The sequence below is a fragment of the Mesorhizobium ciceri biovar biserrulae genome (assembly GCF_001618845.1).
Lineage (GTDB): Bacteria > Pseudomonadota > Alphaproteobacteria > Rhizobiales > Rhizobiaceae > Mesorhizobium > Mesorhizobium ciceri.
In genome coordinates this window covers 1,722,919-1,748,118 of record NZ_CP015064.1, presented here as the reverse complement: position 1 = coordinate 1,748,118, position 25,200 = coordinate 1,722,919, and the positions used below count along the sequence as shown (strand labels likewise).

Below are 25,200 nucleotides of genomic sequence, written 5' to 3'. Positions count from 1 at the left end.
GGGAGCTTTATCCCCCCGCCTTCACCTTCTCGAACATCTTGGCGAGGTCGTCATTCTGTTTCATCGGTCCGGTGAAGATGGTGGTCTTCAGCATCACCTCCGGGTCGGACGGCAGCTGCAATTTCTCCAGTTCCTCCTTCGGCACCGCCGCGAAGGCCGAACTGGTCGAGCTGCCATAGCCGTAGGCCTCGATCAGGTATTTGCCGGAATCCGTCTCCAGCCGGCTGTTGATGAAATCATAGGCGAGGTCGACATTCTTGGCGTCCTTGAGCATCACGAAGCCGCAGGCCCAAGTCAGCATGCCCTCCTTGGGCTTCATGAACTCGACCGACACGCCCTGCTTCTTGAGCGAGGTGGCCGACGCGTTCCAGGTCATGGCGGCGACCAATTGGCCGCTGGCCAGCGCCTGTTCGACGGAGGTCATGTCGGTGGTGTAGTTGGAGAGCAGCGGGCGCTGCTCGCGCAGCTTCTCGGCCACCTTGTCCATTTGCTCCGGCGTCATGTCGAACGGATTGACGCCGGCGAGCAGCGCCGCCACGACAGGCGTGTCATGCACCGCGTCGATCGTCGCCATGCGACCGGCATACTGCTTGTCCCACAGAAGGTTCCAGCTCGCTTCCGGGTTCTTCACCAGATCGGTGCGGTAGAGGATCGAGGTGTTGCCCCAGTCCCACGGCACCATCCAGACCTTGCCGTCGCCAGCCTGCAGGTCTGGCAGGTTCTTGAACACCGGGAAGATCGAGTCCCAGTTCTTGATGCGCTTGGTGTCGATCGGCTGCAGCAGGCCTTCCTTGTTCCAGCGCGCCACCTTGTCATAGCAGGGATGCGCAATGTCTGGGCGGAAGCCGGCCTTGACCTTGGTGAAGGCGTCATCGTCGTCACCGAAGATCGAGGCCTCGACGCCATCGGGATGCGCGGCAAGGAAGCTCTTGTTGAAGTCGGGCAGTTCATAGCCCGACCAGGTGAAATATTGCAGCTTGTCGCCGGCGAAAGCGACGGTCGACGACAGCGCCAGCGCGAACGCCGTCAATCCAGCGCAAACAGTCTTTGCAGAGATCGATTTCAGGTCGAATGCCATTGCAGTTCTCCTCTCTTGGTTTGTTTTGGTTGTGATGGATCCGCGGGCTTTGGCGCCGTGGCGGACAAGCCGCGATGGCGCAGGATTTCAGCTGCTGCAGCGATGACGAAGGACACCGCCAGGATCGAAGTGCCGAGCGCCATGACCGTCGGCAGCGACCGGGGAAAACGCAGTTGGCTCCAGATGTAGAGCGGCAGCGTCGGCTCGGTGCCGGCCAGGAAGAACACGACGATGAATTCATCGAAGGAGATCAGGAAGGCCAGCATGAATGCCGAGACGATGGCCGGCAGGCTGAGCGGCAGCATGACCCGCCGGAAGGTCGTCCAGTCGGAGGCGCCGAGATCGAGTGCCGCCTCGCGAATGGTTTTCGGGATGGCGGCGAAGCGGCTGCGCATGATCACCACGGTCGTCGGCAGCGCCACCAATATATGGCCGAGAACGATGGCGACGCGCGATGGCCCCAGACCAACGAGGTTGATGAGGATCAGCAGCGATATGCCGACGATGACGCCCGGGATCAGGATCGGCAGCCTTGCGATGGCGCTGATGGTGGCGGCCAGCGGCGAGCGGCCGTAGAGGTCCATGTAGGATACGGTGATGCCGCACAGCGTCGCACCCGTGGCGGCGATGGCGCCGATGGCGAGGCTGTTCAAGAGTGCACCGGTCAGCGCCGAATTGCCGAACAGCGTCGCGTACCATTGCAAGGTAAAACCTTGCAGCGGAAACGCTGCCTGGATCGAGTTGTTGAAGGAAAACAGCGGGATCAGCAGCACCGGCAGATAGAGAAAGACCAGATAGGCGGCGACATACATGCCGAGCCAGCGGCCACCTCCCTGCGTGCGTGCAGTGCTCATGTGCGGCTGCCAAATCTGCGGTCGGCGAAGCGGGCGACCAGCACCACGCACAGGATGACCAGCATGACGGCGACGGAGAGTGCTGCGCCAAACGGCCAGTCATTGGCCTTGCCGAATTGCGCCTGGATCAGCGTGCCGATCATGGTGCTGGCCGGGCCGCCGACGAGCGCCGGCGTGACATAGTCGCCGACCGTCGGCACGAAGACGACGAGGGCTGCCGCCAGCACGCCCGGCATCGAATTGGGCAGCACGATCCGGCGGAAAGAGGTGAATGGCCGCGCGCCGAGATCGGAAGCGGCCTCGATCAGCGATTTCGGGATGGTGTCCAGCGCCACGTAGATCGGCAGGATGGCGAAAGGCGCATAGGCGTGCGCCAGCGTGACGACGACGGCGGCCGGCGTGTTGAGAAAGGCCAATGTCGGCTCGGACCAGATGCCGCTTTCGATCAGCGCCGAGTTCAAAACGCCATTGTAGGCGAGCACGATCTTCCAGGCGAAGACGCGCAGGAGATAGCTGGTCCAGAACGGCAGCGTCACCAGGAACAGCAGCAGGCCGCGCCGCCGGCCGGTATGGAAGGCAAGGTAGTAGGCGACGGGATAGGCAGTGACGACCGTCGCCAGCGTGACCAGAGCGGCAATGATCAGCGAGCGCAGCGTCACCGTCCAGTACAGCGGATCGGACACCACGGTGGCGAAGTTCGCGACGGTGAAACCGGCGCCGAGCAGCGAACCGTCATTGCCGCGGAAGGCGAGGAAAAGCACGAGGCCAAGCGCAAACAGGATCAGCAGCAAGGTGACCAGCGCGCCCGGCAGCAGCATGGCGACCCGGAAGCCCTGGGAAGACCGGGCCTCTGGCGCTGATGTTGCAACTAGGGTCGACATCGACCTGCCTATTGGAAATTTGAAATTGGCCTAGAGTTTTTCATATCCATGAAACTGTCAAGCAGAATCCCCTAACGGAACTCCAAGGAGATAAAGCGCCCTGGTCAGCGCTCCAACGCATCGAGCAGGCGATACCAGGCGATGGTCGCGGCGACGCCGACCTGGCGGAAGGCGTGAAACGGGATCGGCCGGATCGGCGAGACCGGGAAAGGCAATTGCCTGGCGTCGCCACTTTGGAGGTAGCCGGCGATGCGCTCGCCAAGCGCAGTCATCAGGCCGACACCACGACCCTGGCAGCCGACCACGGCGAGCAGGCCTTTCTCCGGCTCGTGGATGTGCGGCAGGTGGTCCGGCGTCATCGCAACCCGGCCGAACCAGCGCTTCTCGATGGGAACGCCGGACAGCGAGGGATAGAGCCGTACCAGCGCGTGCTCGAGATGCGCCCAGTCGCCGGCGCTCGTCGGCAGCGCCATGCGGCCCCGTCCGCCAAGCACCAGCCGGCCGTCGGCGCTCTTGCGGTAGTAGACGAGGATGCGCCTGGAGTCCGACACCGCCTGCCCTTCCGGCAGGATCGTGGCCGCCAGGTTGGACGGCAGCGGCGCTGTGGCGATCTGGAAAGAATGCAGCGGCACGATCGTCTGGGCGAGACCGGGGATCAGACCGTCCGTATAGGCGTTTGTCGCCAGCACGACCGCCTTTGCCTGCAATTCCAGGCCATTTTCGGTCGAAACACGCCAAACACCGGCGGCATTGGCGAGCCGCACGACCCTTTGGCGCTCTGCTATCCTCACGCCAGTCGCGGTCCCGACCCGGGCAAGTTCAGACGTGTAGGCGAGCGGATCGATCACACCGGCGCGGCGGTCGAGCCAGCCGCCGAGATAACCCTGTGCGCCGGTCCTGGCTGCGGTCTCCTCTGCGTTCAGCAACCGGACGTCGGCACCGCGCGCGTGCCATTGCCGGTCGCGGTTCGTCGCCGCCTTCAGCGCGGCCTCGGTGTGCGCCGCCTGGATCCAGCCACTTCGAACGAACGGCACCGCCAGATTCTCGTCGCGGATCAGCTCGAACACCGCGTCGGCGGTCGACGCCGCGAAATTGACAAGCGCCTCGCCGCGCTCCGGGCCAAAATGCTCCAGCAACCATTCCGGATCGTATTTCAGGCCGGGAATGACCTGGCCGCCATTCAAGCCTGATGCGCCCTGGCCGATCTCGCCGGCGTCCAGCACCTGCACCGACAGGCCAAGCCGGGCGGCATGCAAGGCAGTCGACAAGCCCATGATGCCACCGCCAACGATGGCGAGATCGACCCGTTCGCCATTCGGAAGCGATTGAAACGTGGAAGCTGCCTGCGGCCTGCGCCAGATGGGATCGGAGAATGCTGTCGCCAAGGGTCACCTGAATGCGCTGCGATTGGTGAAAATCCTAGTCAGAATTTCACAATTTTGAAAGAGCACCATGGCTTTCGCCTGTGGACTGCCGCCGAGACGACCGGAGACCCAGAGTTCCGATCGCCTGCGACGGGATAGACCTTTGACGGGAATCCGGTGAAAGTGCCACGCCGATCCGGCTAGCCCACATTGTCGATCACTTCACCACATTGCCGATCACTAAGAGGACAGAGCGCCATGACGAACCCGACCCACCTGCCCAGCGAGGGCCTTTTTGTCGGACGCGCCAGAAGCAGCGGTGCTGCATACCCGCTGGTCGTCACGGTTCGCGATGGCACGGTCTTCGACATCACCTCGCGTACGGCACCGACCATGCGCGACCTTTGCGAGATGGCCGACCCGGCTGGGCATGTCCGCTCGGCCGAAGGCAGACCGATCGGTTCGCTCGATGACATCGCCGCCAACAGTTTTGAAACCGGGCGCGATCCAGCAAAACCCTACCTGCTCTCCCCGGTCGACCTGCAGGCGGTCAAGGCATCGGGCGTCACCTTCGTCGTCAGCCTGCTGGAACGGGTGATCGAGGAACAGGCGCGTGGTTCGGCTGAAAAAGCCGACGCCATCCGCGCCGACATTGCCGGACTGATCGGCCACGACCTGTCGAAGCTGAAGCCCGGTTCGCCCGAAGCGATGGAGATCAAGGCCAAGCTGATTTCGCGCGGCGCCTGGTCGCAATATCTGGAAGTGGGCATCGGCCCCGATGCCGAGATCTTCACCAAGTGCCAGCCGATGGCCTCGGTGGGCTTCGGCGCCGATGTCGGGCTGCACCCGGTGTCGACCTGGAACAATCCGGAACCCGAGATCGCCATGATCGCCGCCTCCAGCGGCAGGATCGTCGGCGCCACCATCGGCAACGACGTCAATCTGCGCGACGTCGAAGGGCGTTCGGCGCTGCTGCTCGGCAAGGCCAAGGATAACAATGCCTCGGCCTCACTCGGCCCCTTCATCCGCCTGTTCGACGACAAATTCTCCATCGATGACGTCAAGCGCGCCGTCGTGCGCCTGAAAGTCGAGGGCGAGGACGGGTTCTCGCTGGAGGGCGCAAGCTCGATGGCCGAGATCAGCCGCTCGCCGGAGGAACTGGTCGCCGCGGCCATGGGGCTGCACCACCAGTATCCGGACGGGCTGGCGCTCTATCTCGGCACCATGTTCGTTCCGTCCAAGGATCGCGGCGAGAAGGGCAAGGGTTTTACCCACAAGGTCGGCGACATCGTCACCATCTCGTCGGAAAAATTCGGAGCGCTGGTCAACCGCGTGCAGCTGTCGCCAGACTGCCCGCACTGGACCTACGGCGCCAGCCATCTGATGCGGGAGCTGGCCAGAGCCGATCTGATCTAGCAACCGGTATCGTCGGCGCCCTGCCAGGGCGCTGCGGACCTGGTCCCGTGGGCCTGGGATGGTCGTCGGCGTGCCCTTGTCGGCGCGGGCCGCGTTTGCGCGACCCGAAACAATCACGCCAATTATCCGACAGTCGGAAAATCACCTCAACTGATGCAATCTGATGGGACGGCTGATGACGCCCCGTCAGGCGCCCACTACACCTGCAAATGGAGGCCTGGCAGATGGAGGCTTGCCATCCGTCGAAAAAGGGGATGCTCTGACGCATTCAATCGGCACTGGCAAAAGACGCAGAACAAGGGACGGATTTTGAACTGACGATCTACAAACGGGAGGAAATCAAATGCTGACACGGCTAAGACTCGTTCTATACGGCCTGTTGGTGGCGCTGATGGTGGTACCAGCAGCGGCACAGGCCAAGACGTTCTACTGGATTTCGCATGGCGGTCCGGCCGATCCGGTCTGGACCTACTTCCTGGCCGGCGCCAAGCAGTGGGCCAAGGACACCGGCAACACGGTCAACACCTCGTTCCACAACGGCGATGTCGCCTCGCAGCAGGAAGCGGTTCGCGCCGCCCTCTCCGCCAAGGCCGATGGCATCGTCACCACGAGCCCCGATCCGGGCAGCCTGATCGAGATCGTCAAGGAAGCGCGTGCGGCGAAAGTGCCGATCATCAATTTCAACACGCCTGATCCGAAAGCCGATTTCAACGCCTATGTCGGCGGCGACAATGTCACCTTCGGCAAGCATTGGGCACAGTATCTGGTCGACAAAGGCCTGGTGAAGAAGGGCGACTTCGTCTGGATGCCGGTCGAAATCCCCGGCGCCACCTATGGCGTGCAGGAAGAGGAAGGCATCAAGAGCGTCTTCGAGCCGCTCGGCATCACCTATGAAATCACGGAAGCGACGCTTGATCAGGCTGAAGTGATCAACCGCATGGTCGACTACCTCACGGCGAACAAGGCCAAGGTCAAGGCGATCATCGGCCTAGGCGACCTTGTCACCGGCTCGATCAAGCGGGTGTTCGACCAGGTCGGCATCAAGCCGGGCGAAATCCCGGTCGTCGGCTGGGGCAATTCGCTCGACACCACCCAGGAAGTGCTGAACGGCTATGTCAATGCCGGCCAGTGGCAGGACCCGCAGGCGACCAGCTATGTCGCGCTTTCGCTGGCCAATATGGCCGCCGGCGGCATTCCTCCGGGCTTCAACGTCATCACCGGCGCGCTCTATGAAAAAGACACCGCGCAGATCTACGACGACATCCTGTCCGGCAAGTAACATCCAATCTCAACAGTCGCGGCCGCCCAACGGTCGCGACTGGCTCTCCATTTCGCCGAGCCCTTCGCACGCGATGTGCAACGCTCAGCCTTCCACTCATGTCGCGGATTGCCTGTGGAAAATCATTCGCTCGTCCCACGCCTGATCGCACGGCCGGAATTCGGCCCTTTCGTGCTGCTCGTCGTCGAGATCGCCGTTTTCTGGAGTTTCAACCACGACTTCCTGTCGCCGCAGAACATCTCCAACACGCTGGCTTTCACGGTCGAGCTCGGCCTGATCGCGCTGGCGATGACGCTGTTGATGACGTCCGGCGAGTTCGACCTCTCGGTCGGCTCCCTGTTCGGCTTCTCGCCGGTCTTGATGTGGACCCTGTTCAACAGCGGCCTGACCTCGCTCGAAGCCGGCTTTGTCGCCGCGCTGCTGGTCGCCGCCTTCATCGGGCTGGTCAATGGCTGGTTCGTGACGCAGCTCAAGATCCCATCCTTCCTGGTGACGCTCGGCATGCTGCTGGTGGTGCGCGGCACCGCCCTTTTCGTCACCGACGGTTTTCCCCAGCGCACCTGGAGTGCGGAGGGCAGCTGGCTGGCGGAAGCGCTGGTCGGCGACTTCTTCATCGGCCCGTTCCGCATCTACATGTCACTGTTCTGGTTCATCGCCGCGGCGATCGCGCTCGGCTATGTGCTGACGCAAAGCCGCACCGGCAACTGGATCCAGGCGGCCGGCGGCAACCCGAGCGCGGCGCGGGCGCGCGGCGTCAATGTCAGCGGGGTCAAGATCGGCCTGTTCGTGCTGTCGTCGGTCATGGCCTCGCTTGCCGGCGTCATCTCTTCGTTGCGCACGTCCGCCGCCAACCCCAACAGCGGTACCGGCTATGAGTTGGAAGTCATCGCCATGGTGGTGATCGGCGGTACCGCACTTACCGGCGGGCGCGGCACGATCATCGGCACCGTGCTCGGCATCCTGATCCTGCGCGTGATGCGCAACGGCATCGTGCTGATCGGCGTGCCTGGTCTTGCCTATAACATCTTCATCGGTGCCATCATCCTCGGCATGATGGCACTGCATTCATGGCTGGAACGCCGGCATCAGGCGGGGACTTGAACCATGGCCGAGCCACTGATCCGCATGACGAACATCCGCAAGTCCTACGGCCGCGTGCAGGCGCTGGAGGATGCCAATTTCCATGTCAATGAACGGGAGATCGTCGGCTTGCTCGGCGACAATGGCGCCGGCAAGTCGACGCTGATCAAGGTGCTTTCGGGTGCCGTTCCGCTGACCAGCGGCGATATCTTCATCCGTGGCAAGAAGGTGAGCCTGCGCAGCACCAGCGACGCCATCGCCCACGGCATCGAGACGATCTACCAGGACTCCGCACTGGTCACGCAACTGTCGATCGCCCGCAATCTGTTCCTCGGGCGCGAGCCGATCAAGCCGCCGCGCTTCCTCAACCGGATGGACCAGGAGGCGATGAACACGGTTGCCCGCGATTTGCTCAAGCAGGTCGGCATCTCGAAGAACATCCCGCCGACGACGCCGATCGGTTCGCTCTCCGGCGGCGAGCGTCAGGCGGTGGCGATCGCGCGCGCCATGCATTTCGACAGCGACCTGATCATCCTCGACGAGCCCACCAACAATCTGGGCGTCGCCGAAACACAGGGCGTGCTGAGTTTCGTGCGCAGCGCCCGCGATTCCGGTCACTCCTGCATTTTCATCGCCCACAACATCCACCATGTCTTCCAGGTGGTCGACCGCATCGTCGTCATGCGCCGGGGCAAGGTGGTCGCCGACGACATCGACCCGAAGACGACCAGCGTGGCGGAGGTAGAGCGGATCATCACCGGCATGTCGGACAAGGAAATCCGCGATGCCATCACCGATGGCAAGCCGTCGCACTGACTGTCGGGTGATGGCGGCAATCACCGCTGCCTCAGATCGCATCGCTTGTCTGGCGCGGCATCGCAGGGCGCATAGGTAGCGGCATGAAAGCCACCGTTTCGGATATCGCCGCAATTGCGGGCTGTGGGTAGCGGCATGAAAGCCACCGTCTCGGATATCGCCCGCAATTGCGGGCTATCGACCGCAACGGTCGACAGGGTGCTGAACAACCGGCCGGGTGCGAGTGCGGCCAACCGCCAGCGCGTCATGGAGGCGGCCAAGCAACTCGGCTACCTGCCGGTCGCCGATCAGGTGACGCTGCCCTCGCGGCCCGCCCACCTCGAATTCCTGCTGCCGATCGGCAGCAATGCCTTCATGCGCGATCTCGCCGGGCATATCGAGGACTACGCCGCGCGTCTGCCGCTTGTCGCCTCGTGCCGGATCCACAATCTCGCCGGTATCTCGCCGAACGCGCTGCAGAGCGCTGTCGAAAACCTGTCGCTCAGGGCCAATGGCGTCGGCGTGATCGCTGTCGATCATCCGCGTACGCGCAACATCCTCCGCGACATCGTCGAAGCCGGCATGCGTCTGGTGACGCTGGTGTCCGATGTTCCGACGGCACCGCGCGCGGCCTATGTCGGCATCGACAACCGGGTGGCGGGACGAACGGCGGCGCTGCTGATGGGACGCTTCCTTGGCGGCCGCACCGGCCATCTGGCGATGGTCGTCGGCTCACGTTCCTATCGCGGCCACGAGGAACGCGAGATGGGTTTCCGCTCGGTGCTCAATGAGGAGTTTCCCAATCTGACCGTCAGCAGCGCCGTCGAGATCAACGACGAGCCCGATGCCAGCTACACCGAGACCATGAAGGCACTGCACGACGAGCCGGAGTTGCTCGGCATCTATTGCGTCGGAGCTGGACATTCGGGCGTTGCAAAGGCGATCCGCGAGGCCAGGCCGAACCGCAAGCCGGTGTTCATCTGCCACGACCTGACCAAGGACACGCGCGGTCATCTCGTCGACGATCTCGCCGATGTCGTCATCGACCAGAATGCGCGGCTGATCGCCGAGCAGTCGGTCATTCGCCTGCTCGGCTCGATTGCCTCCTCCGCACCCTATCTGACGCGCAAGTTCATCGAACCGCACTTGATCTTCAGGGAAAACGTGCCGGTGCAGTGAAGCAGGCGGCCTGCAAAAATGCCTGTTGCCGGATTTGTATGATAATTGGCACGGCAAATCTGCACAGCAGCTATGCAAGTTTCTTTGTTGCCGAATCGTTGGGCAACTCGTAGGTTCTGGTTGTCGGCCATCTACTCCTCCCAGATGCGATGCCGACGCTGAATGGGGTGCACCTCCTCCCGCGCCACATTCGAAAATCGAGCCCGCTGCCACCTCCTCCCGGCAGCGGGCTTTTTTCGTTTGGCCGCCGGAGTTTCCATACCGCCTGGGTCAAAGGCGTACGCGGCCCTCCGTCATAGAGCCGTAACCCGCCAACAATCGTGGCGAAGCTCAACCGGCGGCAGCGCCCCGGAACGAAACGATCAGCCCTTCGGCCATGCGCACGAACTGGGTGCTCGGACCTTCGGTACCCACGGTCTGCACGCTGACACGCGCGCCCTCGAACAGCAGCGACAGCGTATCGGCGAGCAGTTCGGCCTGACCAATGCCGGCATCCCGACATAGCGTCACAAGGCGCGCGCGCTGGGCTTCCTTGAGCTCCTTGATCACCAGCCTGGCCGGATGGTCCGGCTCGGTCAGCTCAGCGGCGGCGTTGGCCATGTCGCAGCCGCGGCCGTCCGCATTGAGCATGGCAGCCGCCTTGCGAACCCAGGCATGCAGCTGGGCAAGCTTGTCACCAGGGAATTCGGCCTCGAATGCTTCCCACATAGCGCCGGCCTTGGCCGCATTGGCGCGCAGGCATTCGACGATCAGTTCGTCCTTGGATTCGAAGTGACGATAGAGCGTCATCTTGTTCGTGCCGGCAGCTTCGGTGATGGCGTCGACGCCGACGCCCTTGATGCCATGCTTGTGGAACATGTCGCGTGCCGTCTCCAGGATCCGATCCCGGGGACGAGAGCGCTCCACGATGCCGTCTGCCATCATGATCTCCTTTCGTTTCCAAAAAACCCTCGGCCACCTCTTGACTAGGGTGTTACCGGTCTGTAACTTCCAGAATGTTACTTACTGGTAACACCTATATCGTCCACCGTCAATAACAAGGCCGTGAACGGCCCTGCCAGACGAGAGGGGCGAGAAACTGCCAATCATGCGGCCTCGGCCGGTGAAGAGATGAAAACGGTTCGCGAGCACGGGCTGCGAATCGACAGACAAGGAGCCGGCCATGCCACAGCGCCGCGATCTTACCATAGATGAAGCCGTCCGGGATCCGATGATCCGGCTGGTCATGAAAGCCGATGGCGTCGACCCGCGCGCCTTCGAGACGATGTTGCGCTCGCTCGCCGATACGCAGCGTGGCGAGGTGCCGTTGCTGCGTTCGCGGGACGGCCTCGGTGACAAGCGCGGCCAAAGGCTGTCCAGGGTTGCCAGCGCCTTCGGGCGGGCAACAGCAGCCGGAGAGGCGTGCGTGTCGTGGTAAACTTTTTCATTCACCGTCCGATCTTCGCCTCGGCGATCGCCATCATCATGGTGCTCGCCGGGTCGATTTGTTATTTCCTGCTGCCCGTCTCGCAGTTTCCCGACATCACGCCGCCGCAGGTCGTGGTCAGCGCCCATTATCCGGGCGCCAGCGCACAAGTGGTGGCCGACACGGTGACGACGCCGCTGGAGCAGCAGATCAACGGCGTGCAGGGCATGACCTACATGTCGTCGACGAGTTCCAATGACGGCTCCTCGACCATCACCATCACCTTCGATGTCGGCTATTCGCTGAGCACCGCCGCCGTCGACGTGCAGAACCGCGTCTCGCAGGCCGCCTCGTCGCTGCCGGCGATCGTCAACCAGGGCGGCGTGACGATCAAGAAGCAGAATCCGAACTTCGTCCTCATCGTCAACCTGACTTCGCCCGACAGTTCGGTCGATCCGGTGGCGCTGAGCAACCTTGCCTATCTGCAGGTGGTCGACCCGCTGAAGCGGCTGCCCGGCGTCGGCGACGTGCAGATCTTCGGCGAGCGGCGCTATTCGATGCGCGTCTGGCTCGATCCCGACAAGCTCGCCAATCTCGGCATCACCGCCGTCGATGTGCAAAACGCCATCGCCGAGCAGAACGTCCAGGTGGCGGCCGGCAAGATCGGCCAGTCGCCGGCACCCGCGGGCACCGCCTTCGAAATGCAGGTCAACGCCGTCGGCCGCTTGAGCGATCCCAAGGAATTCGGCGACATCGTCGTGCGCGCCAACACCGATACCGGCTCGCTGGTCAGGCTGCGCGACGTCGCCCGCATCGAACTCGGCGCGCTGCAATATTCGTCGTCTGCCTTCTTCGGTAAAGACCCGACCGTGGTGCTTGCCGTTTACCAGATGCCCGGCTCCAACGCGCTCGATCTGCAGCAGCGCGTCAAGGACAAGATGCAGGAGCTGTCGGGCCGTTTCCCGAAGGGCGTGTCCTATGCGATGCACTACGACACCACCCGCTTCGTCTCGGCGTCGATGCATGACGTGCTGATCACGCTCGGCGAAGCGCTGGTACTGGTCGTCGCCGTGGTGTTCCTCTTCCTGCAAAGCTGGCGCACGACGATCATCCCGACCATCGCCATTCCGGTGTCGCTGGTGGCGACGCTGGTCGTCATGGAGATGTTCGGCTTCTCGCTCAACATGCTGTCCCTGCTCGGCATGGTGCTGGCGATCGGCCTCGTCGTCGACGACGCCATCGTCGTGGTCGAGAATGTCGAACGACAGCTGGAGGCCGGGCTCAAACCGCTTGCGGCGACCAAGGCCGCAATGTCCGAGGTCACCGGCCCGATCATCGCCACCACCGCGGTGCTGATGGCGGTGTTCGTGCCGGTCGCCTTCATTCCCGGCGTCTCCGGCAAGCTCTACAACCAGTTCGCACTGACGGTGGCGATCTCCGTCGGCATCTCCGCCTTCAACTCGCTGACGCTGAGCCCCGCGCTCAGTGCCGCCTTCCTGCGGCATCGCGGCGAAACGCAGTTCGCCCCGTTCCGCTGGTTCAACACCGGCTTCGACAGGCTGTCGCGCGCCTATGCCAATGGTGTGCGCATCCTCATCCGCTTGCGCTGGATCATGCTCGGCCTGTTCGCGGCTGGGCTGGTCGCCACCTACTTCGTCTGGCAGCGGCTGCCCTCGACCTTCCTTCCGGTCGAGGACCAGGGCTATTTCTTCGTCGTCATCCAGTTGCCCGACGGCGCGTCGCTGGAACGCACCGACGCGGTGGCGCAGAAGGCGCGTGACATCCTGCAGGCGACGCCCGGCGTCGACATCGTCGGCTCGATCAGCGGCCTGAACTTCCTGACCAGTGCCGCGCAATCGAATTCGGCGGTCGAATTCGCCATCCTGAAGCCATGGGAGGAGCGGGGCCCCGACCAGAGCGCGTCGAAGCTCGTCGCCGATGTGCGCGGCAAGCTGATGCAGATCCCGGAGGCCTTTGCGCTGAGCTTCGATCCGCCGTCGATCCCCGGTATCGGCACGACGGGCGGCTTCGAGTTCGTCGTCGAGGATCTGACCGGCCGCGGCAGTTCAGCCCTCAACGATGCGACGCAAGCCGTGATCGCCGAGGCGCGCAAGCAGCCGGAAATCAACCCGCAGCAGCTGTTCTCGCCGTTCTCGACCTCGACGCCGCAGTTCAACTACGACCTCGACCGCAGCAAGGCCAAACTGCTCGGCCTCAACCTGCCCGATGTCTTCAACACGCTGCAGATCTATCTCGGCTCGCTCTACGTCAACGACTTCAACCTGTTTGGCCGCACCTTCCGGGTGACCATCCAGGCCGACAAGGATGCACGTGCGGGTGCCGCCGACATTTCGCGGCTCTATGTGCGCAATGCCTCCGGCGGCATGGTGCCGCTCTCGACGCTGGGCAAACTCGTGCCCTTCGTCGGCCCGGAGACCGTGCCGCACTACAACAACAATGCCTCGGCCTCGATCAATGGCGGCGCCGCACCGGGCTTTTCCTCCGGCCAGGCGGTTGCCGCCATGGAACGGGCCGCTGCAACCGCGCTGCCAAGGGATTTCGGTTTCGAATGGACCGGCATCACCTTCCAGGAGCTCAAGGCAGGATCGATCGCGTCCGTCGTCTTCGGCCTCGCCATTGTCTTCGTCTTCCTGATCCTGGCGATGCAGTATGAGAGCTGGGCGATGCCGTTCATGGTGCTGTTGGCGGTGCCACTGGCCCTGTTCGGCGCCTTCGCAGCGTTGTTGCTGCGTGGCATGCAGATCGACGTCTACTCGCAGATCGGCTTCGTCATGCTGATCGGCCTGGCGGCCAAGAACGCGATCCTGATCGTCGAATTCGCAAGGCGACGGCGCGAGGAAGGCCTCAGCATCGTCGACGCGGCGATGGAGGCGGCACGGCTCAGGCTGCGGCCGATCCTGATGACGGCCTTCGCCTTCATCCTCGGCGTGCTGCCGCTGATGTTTGCGACCGGCGCCGGTGCGGCAAGCCGGCAGTCGATCGGCACCACCGTGTTCGGCGGCATGGTCGCGGCGACCATCCTGTCGCTGGTGTTCGTGCCGGTGTTCTACGCGGTCATCGAACAGCTGCGCGAACGCCGCGGCAAAGACGAGCCCGCCTCTCAAGACAATGAACCAACTGCTGAGCACGCTTTACCGCCCCTGGCGGAAGCGGCCGAATAAGATTGGAGACTGATCATGCGTAAATGGAAAATCGCGTTGGGAACGGCTGTCGCGCTGGGTGCGATCTCGGTGGCCAGCGTCCACCTGCTCGATATGGGCAATCTCAGCCTCAATGCCGGCACGGCAGGTGCGGCGCCCGCCCCGGCGGCGTTCGTCATGCCGGTGCCGGTGGTCAGCGTCGTCAAGAAGACGATCCCGATCTACCTCGACTATGCCGCGCGGACAGAGCCGATCCGCAGCATCACCTTACAGGCCAGGATTCCCGGCTATCTGCAGGAGCAGACCGCAGCCGACGGCGTCGACGTCCGGCAAGGCGATCTTCTCTACAAGATCTCGCCTGACGACTTCCAGGCGGCGCTCGACCAGGCCAAGGCCCAAGTGCAGCGCGACACGGCGACGCTCGACTATGCCCGCTCGAATCTTGGTCGCGGCACCGAGCTCGCCAAGAGCGGCTACCTCGCCAAGGACGGCTTCGACCAGCGCACCAGCACCTTGCGCGAAGCGCAGGCATCGCTGGCGCTGAACCAGGCGGCGGTCCGCACGGCAGAGCTCAATCTGAGCTACGCTGAAATCCGGGCGCCGTTTGCCGGGCGCCTTGGCCGCAACCAGGCCTCGGTCGGAACGCTGGTCAGCGTCGCCGGCACCGTGCTCAACACGCTGGTGCAGCTCGACCCGATCTACGTCACCTTCAACCCGAGCGAGACGGATCTGACCGAGATCGAGCAAGCCCGTGCGAACGGCCCGATCGAAGTGGATGTCCTGCTCCCCGGCCAGACCGAGGCAAGCCAGAAGGGCGAGCTTACCTTCATCGACAATTCGGTCGACCGCTCGACCGGCACGATCACGGCGCGCGCGACGATCGGCAATGGCAAGTTCACGCTGCTGCCGGGCCAATATGTCCGTGTCCGGCTGCATGTGAGAGAGCAGGCCGATGCGCTGATGGTGCCACAGACGGCGCTGGGCTCAAGCCAGCTCGGCAAATATCTCTATGTCGTCGGCAAGGGCAATACGGTCGACCAGCGGCTGGTTTCGCTCGGACCGACGAGCGGCGATCAGGTCGCCATCCTCAGCGGCGTCGCCGAGGGCGACCAGGTGATTACGGGCAATCTGCAGAAGATCGGCCCCGGAGCGCCCGTATCGCCGATACCGGAAAAGCCGGCCACCTGAACACCCCCGTCAGGATCCGGCTTCAGCGCGGCGCCCCGGCCTTCCCACAGGTCGCGGGCGCCGCTCGACTGAGCAGTTCCACCAGACCGGCAACATCGGCCCGGTCGGCCTTGGCCGGCGGCATGAATGCACAATAGGGGTGCCCGAGGTGCACCGAGACGAGGAGAGCGCAATCAGCCGACCGGCCTCCAGATCGGCGTGCGCTATGACCCGCTGGCCAAGCGCGATGCCCAGGCCGAGCCTTGCCGAGGCGATCGGCGTCGGTGAGCGCGATGCGGTTGCCGCTGCGCACGAACAGCTGCTTGCCGAACCAGGTTTCGAGATTGCGTATCTGCTGGCTGACCGCTGCAGAGGACATGCCGAGTTCAGAGGCGGCCAGAGTGAAGCTGCCGGCACGGGCGGCAACTTCAAAAGTCTTGATCGCATTCAGCGGCGGCAACCGTTCCACAGCGGCTCCATATGACTCGCCAGGGGGAATTTCGAAACGGTCTCAGCAGCGTTGGCCAATCAATTGAGATAGCCTCTTGTTAGATTGTCGACAATCTGCTTGCCTTGCTTTCGGTTTCCTGGGAGTGGCCGAATGGCGAAAGCGGATTTCAGTCCGATCGCGGACACGACGCGACGCGCCGAGATCGTTGCGCTGTTGCGGCGCGCGATCCTGACCGGGCAGCTCGCACCCGGCCAGAAGCTCAACGAACTGCGGATTTCCGAACAGATGCGGGTCAGCCGCGCGCCGCTGCGCGAGGCGATGCGCGAGCTGGTCCAGGAAGGCATCCTGACCAGCATCCCCTATGCCGGCACCTTCGTCATCGAGGTCACAGCCAAGGACATCGACGATGCCTATTCGTTCAACAAGGTGATGGACGAGCTGGCCATCGAGCGGGCGTGGCCGCTGCGTGACCAGCGCTTCTTCGACGAGCTCGATCGGCGCCACGAAGCCGTGAAGCAGGCGACCCGCGCATTGGACACGACACGCCAGATCGAAACCGCGCTGCAACTGCATGGCCTGATCTACGAATGGGCCGACAATTCGGTGCTGCTGGAAACCTGGCAGCGGCTGACCAGCCGGCTGCAGATGTATTTCGCGCTCCACCAGCATGCCCGCAACGAGCCGGTGCCGGCCGAAGACGTTCACGAAACCTATGTGCGGTTGCTGAAGGGCAAGGACATGCGTGCGGCCCAGTGCCATGCCAGGGAGCATATCGATCTCGACTTCGAGGAGTTGCTTGCCTACGCCCGCGGCCTCGAACAACGCCCGTCGAGGGGCGCCTGACCCGTTCCCAACACCACAGACAGCGGACAAGACACGTGCAGATCGAGACCATCAAGGCCTACCACGTCATGCAGCCCTTCGTTGACGGGCCATACCGCATGTCGAAGGGGCGCGAGGCCGACGCCTTCGACGCCGTGATCGTGTCCATGACATCAGACAGCGGCATCACCGGCTGGGGCGAGATGGCGCCGCTCGGCAATTTTTACTCGGCCGCCTTCCCCGCCGGCGTTCGCGCCGGCGTGGTCGAGATCGCGCCGCATCTGATCGGCCGCGATCCGCGCGGGCTGGCCAGCATCGGGCGGCTGATGGACACGGTGTTCAAGGGCCATCCCTACATCAAGTCGGCGCTCGACATGGCCTGCTGGGATCTGGCGGCGCGCGCAGCCGACGTGCCGCTGGTCACGCTGCTCGGCGGCAAGGAAAGCGACACCGCGGAACTCTACAAGGTCGTCACGCACGGGAGCGTCGACGCCATGGCCGCGCTGGCCAAGCGCATCGTCAAGGACGGCTTCCACCGGCTGCAGGTCAAGGTCGGCGGCAATGTCCATGACGACATCGAACGCGTCATCGCGGTTGCCTCCTCGGTGCCGAAAGGCACGGTCATCTTCTGCGACGCCAATGCCGGCTGGACTCCCTATCAGGCGCGCCAATTCGCCGATGCCACGCGCGCCATCGACTACACGTTCGAGCAGCCCTGCACCACGATCGATGAAAACATGTCGGTGCGCCGCATGCTCGACAAGCCGATGGTGCTCGACGAATCCGTCACCTCGCTCGAGGCGATGCTGGAAATTCATCGCCTGGGCGCGGCCGACGGGCTGACGCTGAAGATCTCGCGCCTTGGCGGCGTGACGAAGACGCGCCAGATCCGCGACATTGCCGTCGACCTCGGCTTCATGATCACGGTCGAGGACACGGGCGGCGCCGAGATCGACACCGCGGCGATGGCGCATCTGTCGCTGTCGACGCCGGAAGAGCGCCGGCTGCACGCCATCGCCTTCCATGAATGGGTGACGGTGCGCACGGCATCGAACATGCCACCGGTCACCGGCAGCCGCATGGGCATTCCAGACGGGCCGGGTCTCGGCATAGACGTCGTTCCCGATCTGCTCGGCGCGCCGTTCTTCGAGGTCGGGCGCTGAGATGAAAATCCGCAGCATCAAAGCCACGCCGATCAATTTGCGCCTCGAAGCGCCCTATGCCTGGGTGTTCGGCGAACTCGACGGATTTTCACCGACCGTCGTCGAAGTCGAGACCGAGGATGGCCTGGTCGGCCTCGGCGAAGCGCCGACGCCAGCGGCGGCCGCGATCATCAATGATGTCCTGGCGCCGCGGCTGGTCGGGCGCGATGCCTTCGACATCGCCGGCGCCGAGCATGTCTGCCTGCCCTTTTGGACCGGCGTGCAGTCGATCAACGACCGCACACGCATCATGGCTTTCGGCGCCATCGAGATGGCTTCGTGGGACCTGCGCGGCAAGGCATGGAACCAGCCGCTCTACCAGTTGCTTGGCGGCGCCGTACGCAAGGATATCCCGTTCACCGACTATTTTTCGCTGCGCGGTGATGGGCCAAATGTGAAGGGCGAGACGACGCCCCAGGAAGTCGCCGACTATTGCGTCGAATTGCACGAGACGCATGGAACGACTTTCTTCGAAGGCAAGTTCTCGACCGAAGATCCGAAAATCTCGCTCAGGATGGTCGAGCTGATCCGCAGGAAACTCGGCGACGATGCGATGATCCGTATCGATTCCAACCAGGCCTATTCGCTCAGCACCGCGCGGCGGCTGGCGCGCCCGCTGGAAGAATTGGGCGTGCGCAACTGGGAGGATCCGGTGGCGACCATCGAGGAGATGCGCGAGTTGCGGCGCCATTGCTCGATCCCGTTCTCGACCCACAACATCGACATTGCGCGCGCCATGGAAACCAAAGTGCCGGACGCCTTCGTCGGCAACCCGACGACGCATGGCGGCATCGGCCGGCTGTTGCGCTTCGTCGGCGCCTGCGAGCATGCCGGGATCGATTTCTGGTGCTACAGCGGCGACAGCGGCATCGGCAGCGCCGCCTATCTGCATCTGTGCGCGGCACTCGGCTGGATCAGGGAGCCGAACCAGTCGCTGTTTCGCATGCTGCCGATGGATGTCACCGAGGAAGGACCGTTTTCGCCGAAAAACAATGTCGTGCGCGTTCCGGAAGGTCCCGGTCTCGGCGTCACCTTGTCGCGCGAAAACCTCGCTGCCTGTCACAGAGACTTTACCGAGAAAGGACCGTGCAACAAGTATCATGACCCGGCAAAGCCCGGAACCTATCGCCGTTTGCCGCTGAACTAGATGACGGCTAGCGGCCAAGACCGACGGCCAGACACGAGAAACCAACCGCCGCGACTTCGGTCGGGAAGGTTGGACAAAGACGGTGGAAGCCGTGCAGCCAACAATCCCGAGCGTCCACGCCACGACTGGATGGACCGGACAAAACCGCATGCTAAAGTTCCGGTAGACAGGCCTCCGATGCCGGGAAAATGGAGCAATCCACGAAAATTTCGTCAACCATAAGAAATAGGGGAAAGGGTAAAAACCCATGAGCAAGAACCACAGCATTCTCGACCTGATCCGGCGCAATCGCACGCCGCTTGAAAATCACCTGATCGATGGCCTCGTCGACGGCCGTGTCAGCCGCCGCGACTTCGTCCGTCACGGCAGCCTGCTCGGCCTGTCGCTGCCGCTGCTGGGCCGCATAGGCATGGCCGCCGGCCTTGGCGGCATGCCGTCGCTGGCGCGCGCCCAGGGCGCGCCGGGCGCCACCATCCGCGTCGCCAGCAGTGTGCCGGCGGCGACGATCGACCCGGTCAGCATTGCAGACGCCGGCGGCCTGCTGATCATGCAGCAGGTTGCCGAATTCCTTTGCGTCGACGGCCCCGATCTGGTGCTGCAGCCGGCCTTGGCCGAAAGCTGGAAACCGAACGACAACGGCACGGTGTGGACCTTCAAGCTGCGCAAGGGCGTAAAATTCCACAGCGGCGGCGAGATGAAGGCCGACGACGTCGTGGCCAGCATCGACCGCCTTGCCGACCCGGCCAACTCGTCCAATGCGCTGTCGGTGTTCACCGGCATCCTGCAGAAAGGCGCTTCAAAGAAGGTCGACGACTACACGGTGGAATTCCACCTCGATGCGCCGAACGGCAACTTCCCCTACATGCTGTCGTCCGACAACTACAACGCCGTCATCATCCCGGCGAGCTACAAGGGCGACTACGAAAAGAGCTTCGACGGCACCGGGCCGTTCAGAATTGAGAAATACACGGCAAAGGTCGGCGCGTCCTTCGTCCGCAACGAGGACTATTGGGGTCCCAAGGCCTTGCCCGAGCGCACCGAATTCACCTTCTTCACCGACATGCAGCCGCAGATCCTGGCGCTGCAGGGCGGACAGGTCGACATCATCAACCAGATGCCGGTGTTGGCCGGCGTCGCTCTGCTCAACGATCCGAACATCGACATCATCAGCCTGAAGTCGTCGGCCCATCAGCAGCTGCACATGCGCTGCGACGAGGGTCCGTTGAAGGATGCGCGCGTGCGCCGAGCCATTGCGCTCTGCCTCGATCGCGACAAGCTGGCCGCCGGCCTGATGAAGGGACGCTCCGCCCTGGGCAATGACAGCCCGTTCGCCGCCGTCTATCCTTCGACCGATACGAGCGTGCCGCAACGCAAGCAGGATATCGCCCAGGCCAAGCAGCTCATGGAAGCAGCCGGCCTTGGCCAGGGCTTCAAGATAACCCTGACCACCGAACGCTACCTGGAAATCCCCGAATACGCCCAGCTCATCCAGAACTGGGTCAAGGAGATCGGCGTCGAGCTCGACCTCAACATCCTCGACCAGAGCGGCTATTACGGAGACGCGGTGTTCGGCAAGTCGAACTGGCTGGATTCGGTGATGGGCATCACCGACTACGGCCACCGCGGCGTGCCGAACGTCTATCTTGCGGCACCGCTGAAGAGCGAAGGCACCTGGAATGCGGCGCATTTCAAGAACAAGGACTATGACGCGCTGGCGACCAGCTACATCGCAGCACTCGACCTCGAGGCGCAGAAGGCCGACGCCGGCAAGATCCAGAAGCTGTTGCTCGAGGAAACGCCTGTTATTTTCGGCTATTTCTACGACTATCTGACGGCGACGGCGAAGGGCGTGGCCGGCGTACAGCCGACCGCCATGTCGCAGCTGTTCCTCGACAAGGCATCGAAAGCCTGAACTAACTCTTTGTTGGAGCATGACCTTTTCCGAAAACCGGTCCCCACTTTTCGGGATCATGCTCAAAGGGAAAGCCAATCCTCTAACAGCCAGCTCCCGCATGGGGCTGGCTCCACAAGGAGTCTTAGCCATTCTCTCCTTCCTTGCCCGGCGTGTCTCGCTGTCGCTGGTGACGCTGTTCCTGCTCAGCATCATGGTGTTCCTGGGCGGCCAGGTGCTGCCCGGCAACGTCGGGCGCGCCATATTGGGTCCGTTCGCCGACCAGCGCGCGGTCGACGCGCTCAATCACACGCTCGGCGTCGATCGCCCGCTGCTGGCACAGTACTGGGGCTGGATCTCCAATTTCGTCCAGGGCGACATGGGCACGTCCTACATCTTCCGCTCGCCGGTCGCGCCTTTCGTCGTCGATGCGCTCGGCAATTCGATGAAGCTGGCGGCGGTCGCCTTCGTGCTGGTGGTACCGATCGGCATCCTCGGCGGCGTCGTCGCCGCGCTCAACCTCAACCGCCCGCTCGACCGCATCATCAGCCTCGGCGGTCTGTCGGTGACGGTGCTGCCGGAATTCGTCACCGGCATCATCCTGATCCTGATCTTTGGTGTCTGGCTGCGCTGGCTGCCGATATCGGCCGCATGGCCGCGCGACGCCGGCTTCTTCACGCAGCTCTACTACCTGATCCTGCCGTCGCTGCCGCTGTTCCTGGTGCTATTCGGCTACATCGCCCGCATGGCGCGCTCCGGCATGATCGAAGCGCTCGATTCCGACTACACGCGAACGGCCGTGCTGAAGGGCCTGCCCTGGCGCACGGTGATCTGGCGCCATGTGCTGCGCAATGCGCTGCTGCCGACCATCACCGTTATCGCCACGCAGACCGGCTACCTCATCGGCGGCCTTGTCGTCATCGAAACGCTGTTTCGCTACCAGGGCATCGGCTCGCTGATCTTCACTGCCGCGCGCGGCAAGGATTTCCCGATGCTGGAATCCGGCATCCTCACCATCGGCATCGTCTATGCCGTGGCCACTCTTGTCGCCGACTTCCTCTATTCCGTGCTCAATCCGCGCATCCGGCTGGGGTCAGACCAATGAGCACCATCCAGACCACCTCCCCGACACCCGACGACACGCGCCCGCGCGGCCCGCTGGCCGAGGTCTTCTTCTCGCTGCTGCGCTCGCGAACATTCCTTGTCGGTTTCGCCATCGTGCTGTTCTGGGTTGCCTGCGCGCTGTTCGGCGAGCACTTCGCACCCTACGACCCGCTCGCCGACGACATCATCAACGCGCTGGCGCCGCCTTCTTCCGAACACTGGTTCGGCACCGACCAGATCGGCCGCGACGTCTTCTCGCGCGTCATCGTCGGCTCGCGCGACATCCTGACCGTCGCCCCGCTGGCGACCTTGCTGGCGACAGTGGCCGGCACGGCGCTCGGCCTCGTCACCGGCTATTTTCGCGGCCTCGTCGACGATGTCGTCAGCCGAATCCTGGAAGCCTTCATGGCGATCCCGGTGGTCATCGTTGCGTTGCTGGCGATCGTTGCGCTCGGCACCTCGAAGACGACGGTCATCGTCGTCATCGGCTTAAGCTTCGCGCCGATCATCGCGCGCACCGTGCGCTCGGCGGTGCTGGCCGAGCGTGAACTCGACTATGTCGCTGCCGCGCAGCTAAGGCATGAAAGTGCCCTGCATACGATGTTCGTCGAGATCCTGCCCAACGTCATTCCGCCGATCCTGGTCGAAACCACTGTGCGGCTCGGCTATGCCATCTTCGCCGTCGCCACGCTCTCCTTCATGGGTTTCGGCATCCAGCCGCCCTCTCCCGACTGGGGGCTGTCGATCTCCAACAATTACGGCATGATCGGCGGCGGCTTCTGGTGGACGGTGCTGTTCGATGCGCTCGCCATCGCCTCGCTGGTCATCGGCGTCAATCTGGCCGCCGACGGCGTTCACGGAGCGCTCAATGACTAACTCCGCCAAGGCCGAAAACGCACTCGAAGTCACCGATCTTTCGGTTGCCTACCGCGTCGCCGGCCGCAACCGCGCCGTGCTGCGTAACCTCAGCCTCACCATCGGCCAGGGCGAAGCCTATGGGCTGGTCGGCGAATCCGGCTGCGGCAAATCCACCGTGGCGCTTACGGTGGTGCGCTATCTGCCGAGAAACGGTTCTATCACCGGCGGCACGATATCGCTCGACGGCCAGAACGTGATGAAACTCGACGCCGAGGCGCTCAGGCGGGCGCGGGCCGAAAGCGTCTCCATGGTCTATCAGGACCCGGGCAAGGCGCTGAACCCGTCGATCCGCGTCGGCCGTCAGTTGACCGAGATTTTTGAACTCGGCGGCATTTCGGGACAAGCGGCCACCGACCGGGCGATTGCCATGCTGAACCGCGTGCGCATCTCCGACCCCGTCAGCGTCATGCAGCGCTACCCGCACCAGCTTTCCGGCGGCATGCAGCAACGCGTGGCGATTGCCATGGCGCTGGCCAACGATCCCTCGATGCTGATCCTCGACGAGCCGACCACCGGCCTCGATGCGACGGTAGAGGCCGAAGTGCTCGACCTGATCGCGCAGCTGCGGCAAGAACTCTCGGCCTCGATCCTGTTTATCAGCCACAACCTCGCCGTCGTCTCCAACATGTGCGACCGCGTCGGCGTGCTCTATGCCGGCATGCTGGTCGAGGAAGGACCGACGGAGGTCGTCTTCAACGACCCGCGCCATCCCTACACCGTAGCCTTGCTGCGCTGCCTGCCGCGCGGGGGCCAACGCAAGGACCAGGGCCGCCTCGACACCATTCCCGGCTTCCTGCCCGGCATCGGGGTCGACATCAAGGGCTGCGCCTTCGCCGATCGCTGCGCGCTCGCCGACGACCGCTGCCGCAGCGAATTGCCACCGCTCTTTGATCTGGGCGGCCGGCTGTCGCGCTGCTTTCATCACGACAAGGCGCAGGCGCTGCCGCGCGCGACGCCGAGCGATGTGGCGCCTGTACCAAGGGCGGCGGCAGCGCCGGTGCTGCGCGTCACCGGGCTGAACAAGACCTATGCCAGCCATGGCCATGCACTGCGCGCCGTGAAGGACGTGTCGCTCGACCTGCGGCCTGGCGAAACGCTCGGGCTGGTCGGCGAATCCGGCAGCGGCAAAACGACCTTCGCCAGGCTGCTGCTCGGCCTTGTGCCGCCGGACGCAGGCGGCACGATCGAGCTGGAAGGCAAGGCGCTGGCGCCCAGGCTGGAGAACCGCAGCGACGACCAGATCAAGGCGATGCAGATCGTCTTCCAGAACCCGGACTCCGCACTCAACCGATCGCATTCGATCCGGCATCTGATCGGACGCGCGCTGAAGCGGCTGGCGGGCCTCTCCGGCAAGGCGCTGGAGGCTCGTCTCAACGACCTCGTCCGCTCGGTGCGGCTCACCGACCGCCATCTTGCCGTCAAGCCACGCCAGCTCTCCGGCGGCCTAAAGCAACGCGTCGCCATTGCCCGCGCCTTCGCCGGAGACCCGCGCATCGTCGTCTGCGACGAGCCGACCTCGGCGCTCGACGTCTCGGTGCAGGCTGCCATCCTCAATCTGCTCGCCGACCTGCAGTCGAAGGAAGACGTCAGCTACATCTTCATCTCGCATGATCTGGCCGTGGTGCGTTACCTCTCCGACAAGATCGCCGTGCTCTATCTCGGCCGCATCATGGAGCTCGGACCGTCGGAAGAGGTCTTTTCCGGGCCGCATCATCCCTACACCGAAGCGCTGCTGTCGGCCGTGCCCAAACTCGACCAGACCGAGACGGCGCGCATTCGTCTCGACGGCGAAATCCCGAGCGCCACCAATCCGCCGTCGGGCTGCGTGTTCCACACGCGCTGCCCGCGCAAGATCGGTCCGATCTGCGAACAGCAGGAGCCGCCGCTGAGCGAGGCCCAGCCCGGCCATTCGATCCGCTGCCACATTCCATATGCCGAACTGGCCAGGCTGCAGAGAGCGGCCGTGACCGAGCCGGCATAGCGCCGCGCTTCCGTGGCTTGGCCAG

The 25,200-nt window shown here is 63.8% G+C and carries 21 protein-coding genes; 15 read left to right on the top strand and 6 right to left on the bottom strand.

All coding sequences use genetic code 11. The features are described from left to right. Positions 1 to 7: 7 nt before the first annotated feature. The 4 genes from A4R29_RS07720 to A4R29_RS07705 form a co-directional block, all read right to left on the bottom strand. The gene (locus A4R29_RS07720) at positions 8 to 1,078 is read right to left on the bottom strand and encodes an ABC transporter substrate-binding protein (protein WP_027163813.1); all 1,071 of its coding nucleotides are present in this window, start codon (positions 1,076 to 1,078) and stop codon (positions 8 to 10) included. After that, a complete protein-coding gene (locus A4R29_RS07715; RefSeq protein WP_027163814.1) occupies positions 1,063 to 1,932 on the bottom strand; it encodes an ABC transporter permease in 870 nt (289 codons plus the stop codon). Before A4R29_RS07715 ends, A4R29_RS07720 begins: the two co-directional genes overlap by 16 nt. Then, positions 1,929 to 2,813 (bottom strand): ABC transporter permease, encoded by an 885-nt coding sequence (locus tag A4R29_RS07710; RefSeq protein ID WP_027163815.1) that lies wholly within the window; start codon positions 2,811 to 2,813, stop codon positions 1,929 to 1,931. Before A4R29_RS07710 ends, A4R29_RS07715 begins: the two co-directional genes overlap by 4 nt. A gap of 104 nt (positions 2,814 to 2,917) precedes the next feature. After that, entirely contained in the window at positions 2,918 to 4,198 is a 1,281-nt protein-coding gene (locus A4R29_RS07705) for an NAD(P)/FAD-dependent oxidoreductase (protein ID WP_063171629.1), read from the bottom strand. 237 nt (positions 4,199 to 4,435) lie between these two features. Between A4R29_RS07705 and A4R29_RS07700 the strand changes: the two genes are divergently transcribed. From A4R29_RS07700 to A4R29_RS07680, 5 genes are all read left to right on the top strand, one after another. Then, positions 4,436 to 5,593 carry a fumarylacetoacetate hydrolase family protein gene (locus tag A4R29_RS07700; protein WP_063171628.1) on the top strand — a complete coding sequence of 386 codons (1,158 nt, stop codon included), beginning with the start codon at positions 4,436 to 4,438 and terminating at the stop codon, positions 5,591 to 5,593. 343 nt (positions 5,594 to 5,936) lie between these two features. Then, positions 5,937 to 6,872, top strand: coding sequence for a substrate-binding domain-containing protein (locus tag A4R29_RS07695; RefSeq protein WP_013532868.1), 936 nt, complete (start codon positions 5,937 to 5,939; stop codon positions 6,870 to 6,872). Between the two features lie 114 nt (positions 6,873 to 6,986). Beyond that, on the top strand, positions 6,987 to 7,973 hold the full coding sequence (locus tag A4R29_RS07690; protein ID WP_013532869.1) for an ABC transporter permease: 987 nt from the start codon (positions 6,987 to 6,989) through the stop codon (positions 7,971 to 7,973). Between the two features lie 3 nt (positions 7,974 to 7,976). After that, a complete protein-coding gene (locus A4R29_RS07685) occupies positions 7,977 to 8,768 on the top strand; it encodes an ATP-binding cassette domain-containing protein (protein ID WP_013532870.1) in 792 nt (263 codons plus the stop codon). 135 nt (positions 8,769 to 8,903) lie between these two features. Further along, positions 8,904 to 9,926, top strand: a complete 1,023-nt coding sequence (locus A4R29_RS07680) for a LacI family DNA-binding transcriptional regulator (protein WP_063171627.1) — start codon at positions 8,904 to 8,906, stop codon at positions 9,924 to 9,926. Between the two features lie 330 nt (positions 9,927 to 10,256). Here the strand turns inward: A4R29_RS07680 and A4R29_RS07675 are convergent, their stop codons facing one another. Then, positions 10,257 to 10,847: a TetR/AcrR family transcriptional regulator gene (locus tag A4R29_RS07675; RefSeq protein WP_013532873.1), complete on the bottom strand. Its 591-nt coding sequence runs from the start codon at positions 10,845 to 10,847 to the stop codon at positions 10,257 to 10,259. Positions 10,848 to 11,088: 241 nt separating this feature from the next. Here A4R29_RS07675 and A4R29_RS07670 point away from each other — a divergent pair, with 241 nt between their 5' ends. The 3 genes from A4R29_RS07670 to A4R29_RS07660 are packed head-to-tail and all read left to right on the top strand — an operon-like array spanning position 11,089 to position 15,680. Continuing rightward, complete coding sequence (locus A4R29_RS07670; RefSeq protein WP_024502614.1) at positions 11,089 to 11,343, top strand: hypothetical protein; 255 nt, start codon at positions 11,089 to 11,091, stop codon at positions 11,341 to 11,343. Next, positions 11,337 to 14,513 carry an efflux RND transporter permease subunit gene (locus A4R29_RS07665; RefSeq protein ID WP_063173617.1) on the top strand — a complete coding sequence of 1,059 codons (3,177 nt, stop codon included), beginning with the start codon at positions 11,337 to 11,339 and terminating at the stop codon, positions 14,511 to 14,513. Before A4R29_RS07670 ends, A4R29_RS07665 begins: the two co-directional genes overlap by 7 nt. A 15-nt stretch (positions 14,514 to 14,528) precedes the next feature. Further along, positions 14,529 to 15,680 carry an efflux RND transporter periplasmic adaptor subunit gene (locus A4R29_RS07660; protein ID WP_013532876.1) on the top strand — a complete coding sequence of 384 codons (1,152 nt, stop codon included), beginning with the start codon at positions 14,529 to 14,531 and terminating at the stop codon, positions 15,678 to 15,680. A gap of 22 nt (positions 15,681 to 15,702) precedes the next feature. Here the strand turns inward: A4R29_RS07660 and A4R29_RS35355 are convergent, their stop codons facing one another. Further along, positions 15,703 to 16,128: a LysR family transcriptional regulator gene (locus tag A4R29_RS35355; protein ID WP_063171626.1), complete on the bottom strand. Its 426-nt coding sequence runs from the start codon at positions 16,126 to 16,128 to the stop codon at positions 15,703 to 15,705. A 132-nt stretch (positions 16,129 to 16,260) separates the two neighbouring features. Here A4R29_RS35355 and A4R29_RS07650 point away from each other — a divergent pair, with 132 nt between their 5' ends. The 7 genes from A4R29_RS07650 (at position 16,261) to A4R29_RS07620 (ending at position 25,175) form a co-directional block, all read left to right on the top strand. After that, entirely contained in the window at positions 16,261 to 16,953 is a 693-nt protein-coding gene (locus A4R29_RS07650) for a GntR family transcriptional regulator (RefSeq protein ID WP_013532877.1), read from the top strand. Positions 16,954 to 16,988: 35 nt separating this feature from the next. Continuing rightward, positions 16,989 to 18,095, top strand: coding sequence for a mandelate racemase/muconate lactonizing enzyme family protein (locus A4R29_RS07645; RefSeq protein ID WP_024502610.1), 1,107 nt, complete (start codon positions 16,989 to 16,991; stop codon positions 18,093 to 18,095). A 1-nt stretch (position 18,096) separates the two neighbouring features. Further along, positions 18,097 to 19,281 (top strand): mandelate racemase/muconate lactonizing enzyme family protein, encoded by a 1,185-nt coding sequence (locus tag A4R29_RS07640; protein WP_063171625.1) that lies wholly within the window; start codon positions 18,097 to 18,099, stop codon positions 19,279 to 19,281. Positions 19,282 to 19,528: 247 nt separating this feature from the next. Then, complete coding sequence (locus tag A4R29_RS07635) at positions 19,529 to 21,193, top strand: ABC transporter substrate-binding protein (RefSeq protein WP_013532880.1); 1,665 nt, start codon at positions 19,529 to 19,531, stop codon at positions 21,191 to 21,193. A 100-nt stretch (positions 21,194 to 21,293) separates the two neighbouring features. Continuing rightward, complete coding sequence (locus tag A4R29_RS07630) at positions 21,294 to 22,277, top strand: ABC transporter permease (RefSeq protein ID WP_174564964.1); 984 nt, start codon at positions 21,294 to 21,296, stop codon at positions 22,275 to 22,277. Then, on the top strand, positions 22,274 to 23,152 hold the full coding sequence (locus A4R29_RS07625; RefSeq protein ID WP_082827345.1) for an ABC transporter permease: 879 nt from the start codon (positions 22,274 to 22,276) through the stop codon (positions 23,150 to 23,152). Before A4R29_RS07630 ends, A4R29_RS07625 begins: the two co-directional genes overlap by 4 nt. After that, the gene (locus tag A4R29_RS07620; protein ID WP_063171624.1) at positions 23,145 to 25,175 is read left to right on the top strand and encodes a dipeptide ABC transporter ATP-binding protein; all 2,031 of its coding nucleotides are present in this window, start codon (positions 23,145 to 23,147) and stop codon (positions 25,173 to 25,175) included. The genes A4R29_RS07625 and A4R29_RS07620 overlap by 8 nt, the downstream gene beginning before the upstream one ends. The last annotated feature ends 25 nt before the right edge of the window (positions 25,176 to 25,200 follow it).

What these genes read in the sequence shown, in the direction of transcription:
- A4R29_RS07650 (WP_013532877.1), top strand. Translation starts at nt 16,261, where the DNA reads ATGGCGAAAGCGGATTTCAGTCCGATCGCGGACACGACGCGACGCGCC.
- A4R29_RS07630 (WP_174564964.1), top strand. Translation starts at nt 21,294, where the DNA reads ATGGGGCTGGCTCCACAAGGAGTCTTAGCCATTCTCTCCTTCCTTGCC.
- A4R29_RS07675 (WP_013532873.1), bottom strand. Translation starts at nt 10,847, where the DNA reads ATGGCAGACGGCATCGTGGAGCGCTCTCGTCCCCGGGATCGGATCCTG.
- A4R29_RS07710 (WP_027163815.1), bottom strand. Translation starts at nt 2,813, where the DNA reads ATGTCGACCCTAGTTGCAACATCAGCGCCAGAGGCCCGGTCTTCCCAG.
- A4R29_RS07700 (WP_063171628.1), top strand. Translation starts at nt 4,436, where the DNA reads ATGACGAACCCGACCCACCTGCCCAGCGAGGGCCTTTTTGTCGGACGC.
- A4R29_RS07640 (WP_063171625.1), top strand. Translation starts at nt 18,097, where the DNA reads ATGAAAATCCGCAGCATCAAAGCCACGCCGATCAATTTGCGCCTCGAA.
- A4R29_RS07635 (WP_013532880.1), top strand. Translation starts at nt 19,529, where the DNA reads ATGAGCAAGAACCACAGCATTCTCGACCTGATCCGGCGCAATCGCACG.
- A4R29_RS07625 (WP_082827345.1), top strand. Translation starts at nt 22,274, where the DNA reads ATGAGCACCATCCAGACCACCTCCCCGACACCCGACGACACGCGCCCG.
- A4R29_RS07660 (WP_013532876.1), top strand. Translation starts at nt 14,529, where the DNA reads ATGCGTAAATGGAAAATCGCGTTGGGAACGGCTGTCGCGCTGGGTGCG.
- A4R29_RS07715 (WP_027163814.1), bottom strand. Translation starts at nt 1,932, where the DNA reads ATGAGCACTGCACGCACGCAGGGAGGTGGCCGCTGGCTCGGCATGTAT.
- A4R29_RS07685 (WP_013532870.1), top strand. Translation starts at nt 7,977, where the DNA reads ATGGCCGAGCCACTGATCCGCATGACGAACATCCGCAAGTCCTACGGC.
- A4R29_RS07670 (WP_024502614.1), top strand. Translation starts at nt 11,089, where the DNA reads ATGCCACAGCGCCGCGATCTTACCATAGATGAAGCCGTCCGGGATCCG.
- A4R29_RS07695 (WP_013532868.1), top strand. Translation starts at nt 5,937, where the DNA reads ATGCTGACACGGCTAAGACTCGTTCTATACGGCCTGTTGGTGGCGCTG.
- A4R29_RS07680 (WP_063171627.1), top strand. Translation starts at nt 8,904, where the DNA reads ATGAAAGCCACCGTCTCGGATATCGCCCGCAATTGCGGGCTATCGACC.
- A4R29_RS07720 (WP_027163813.1), bottom strand. Translation starts at nt 1,078, where the DNA reads ATGGCATTCGACCTGAAATCGATCTCTGCAAAGACTGTTTGCGCTGGA.
- A4R29_RS07620 (WP_063171624.1), top strand. Translation starts at nt 23,145, where the DNA reads ATGACTAACTCCGCCAAGGCCGAAAACGCACTCGAAGTCACCGATCTT.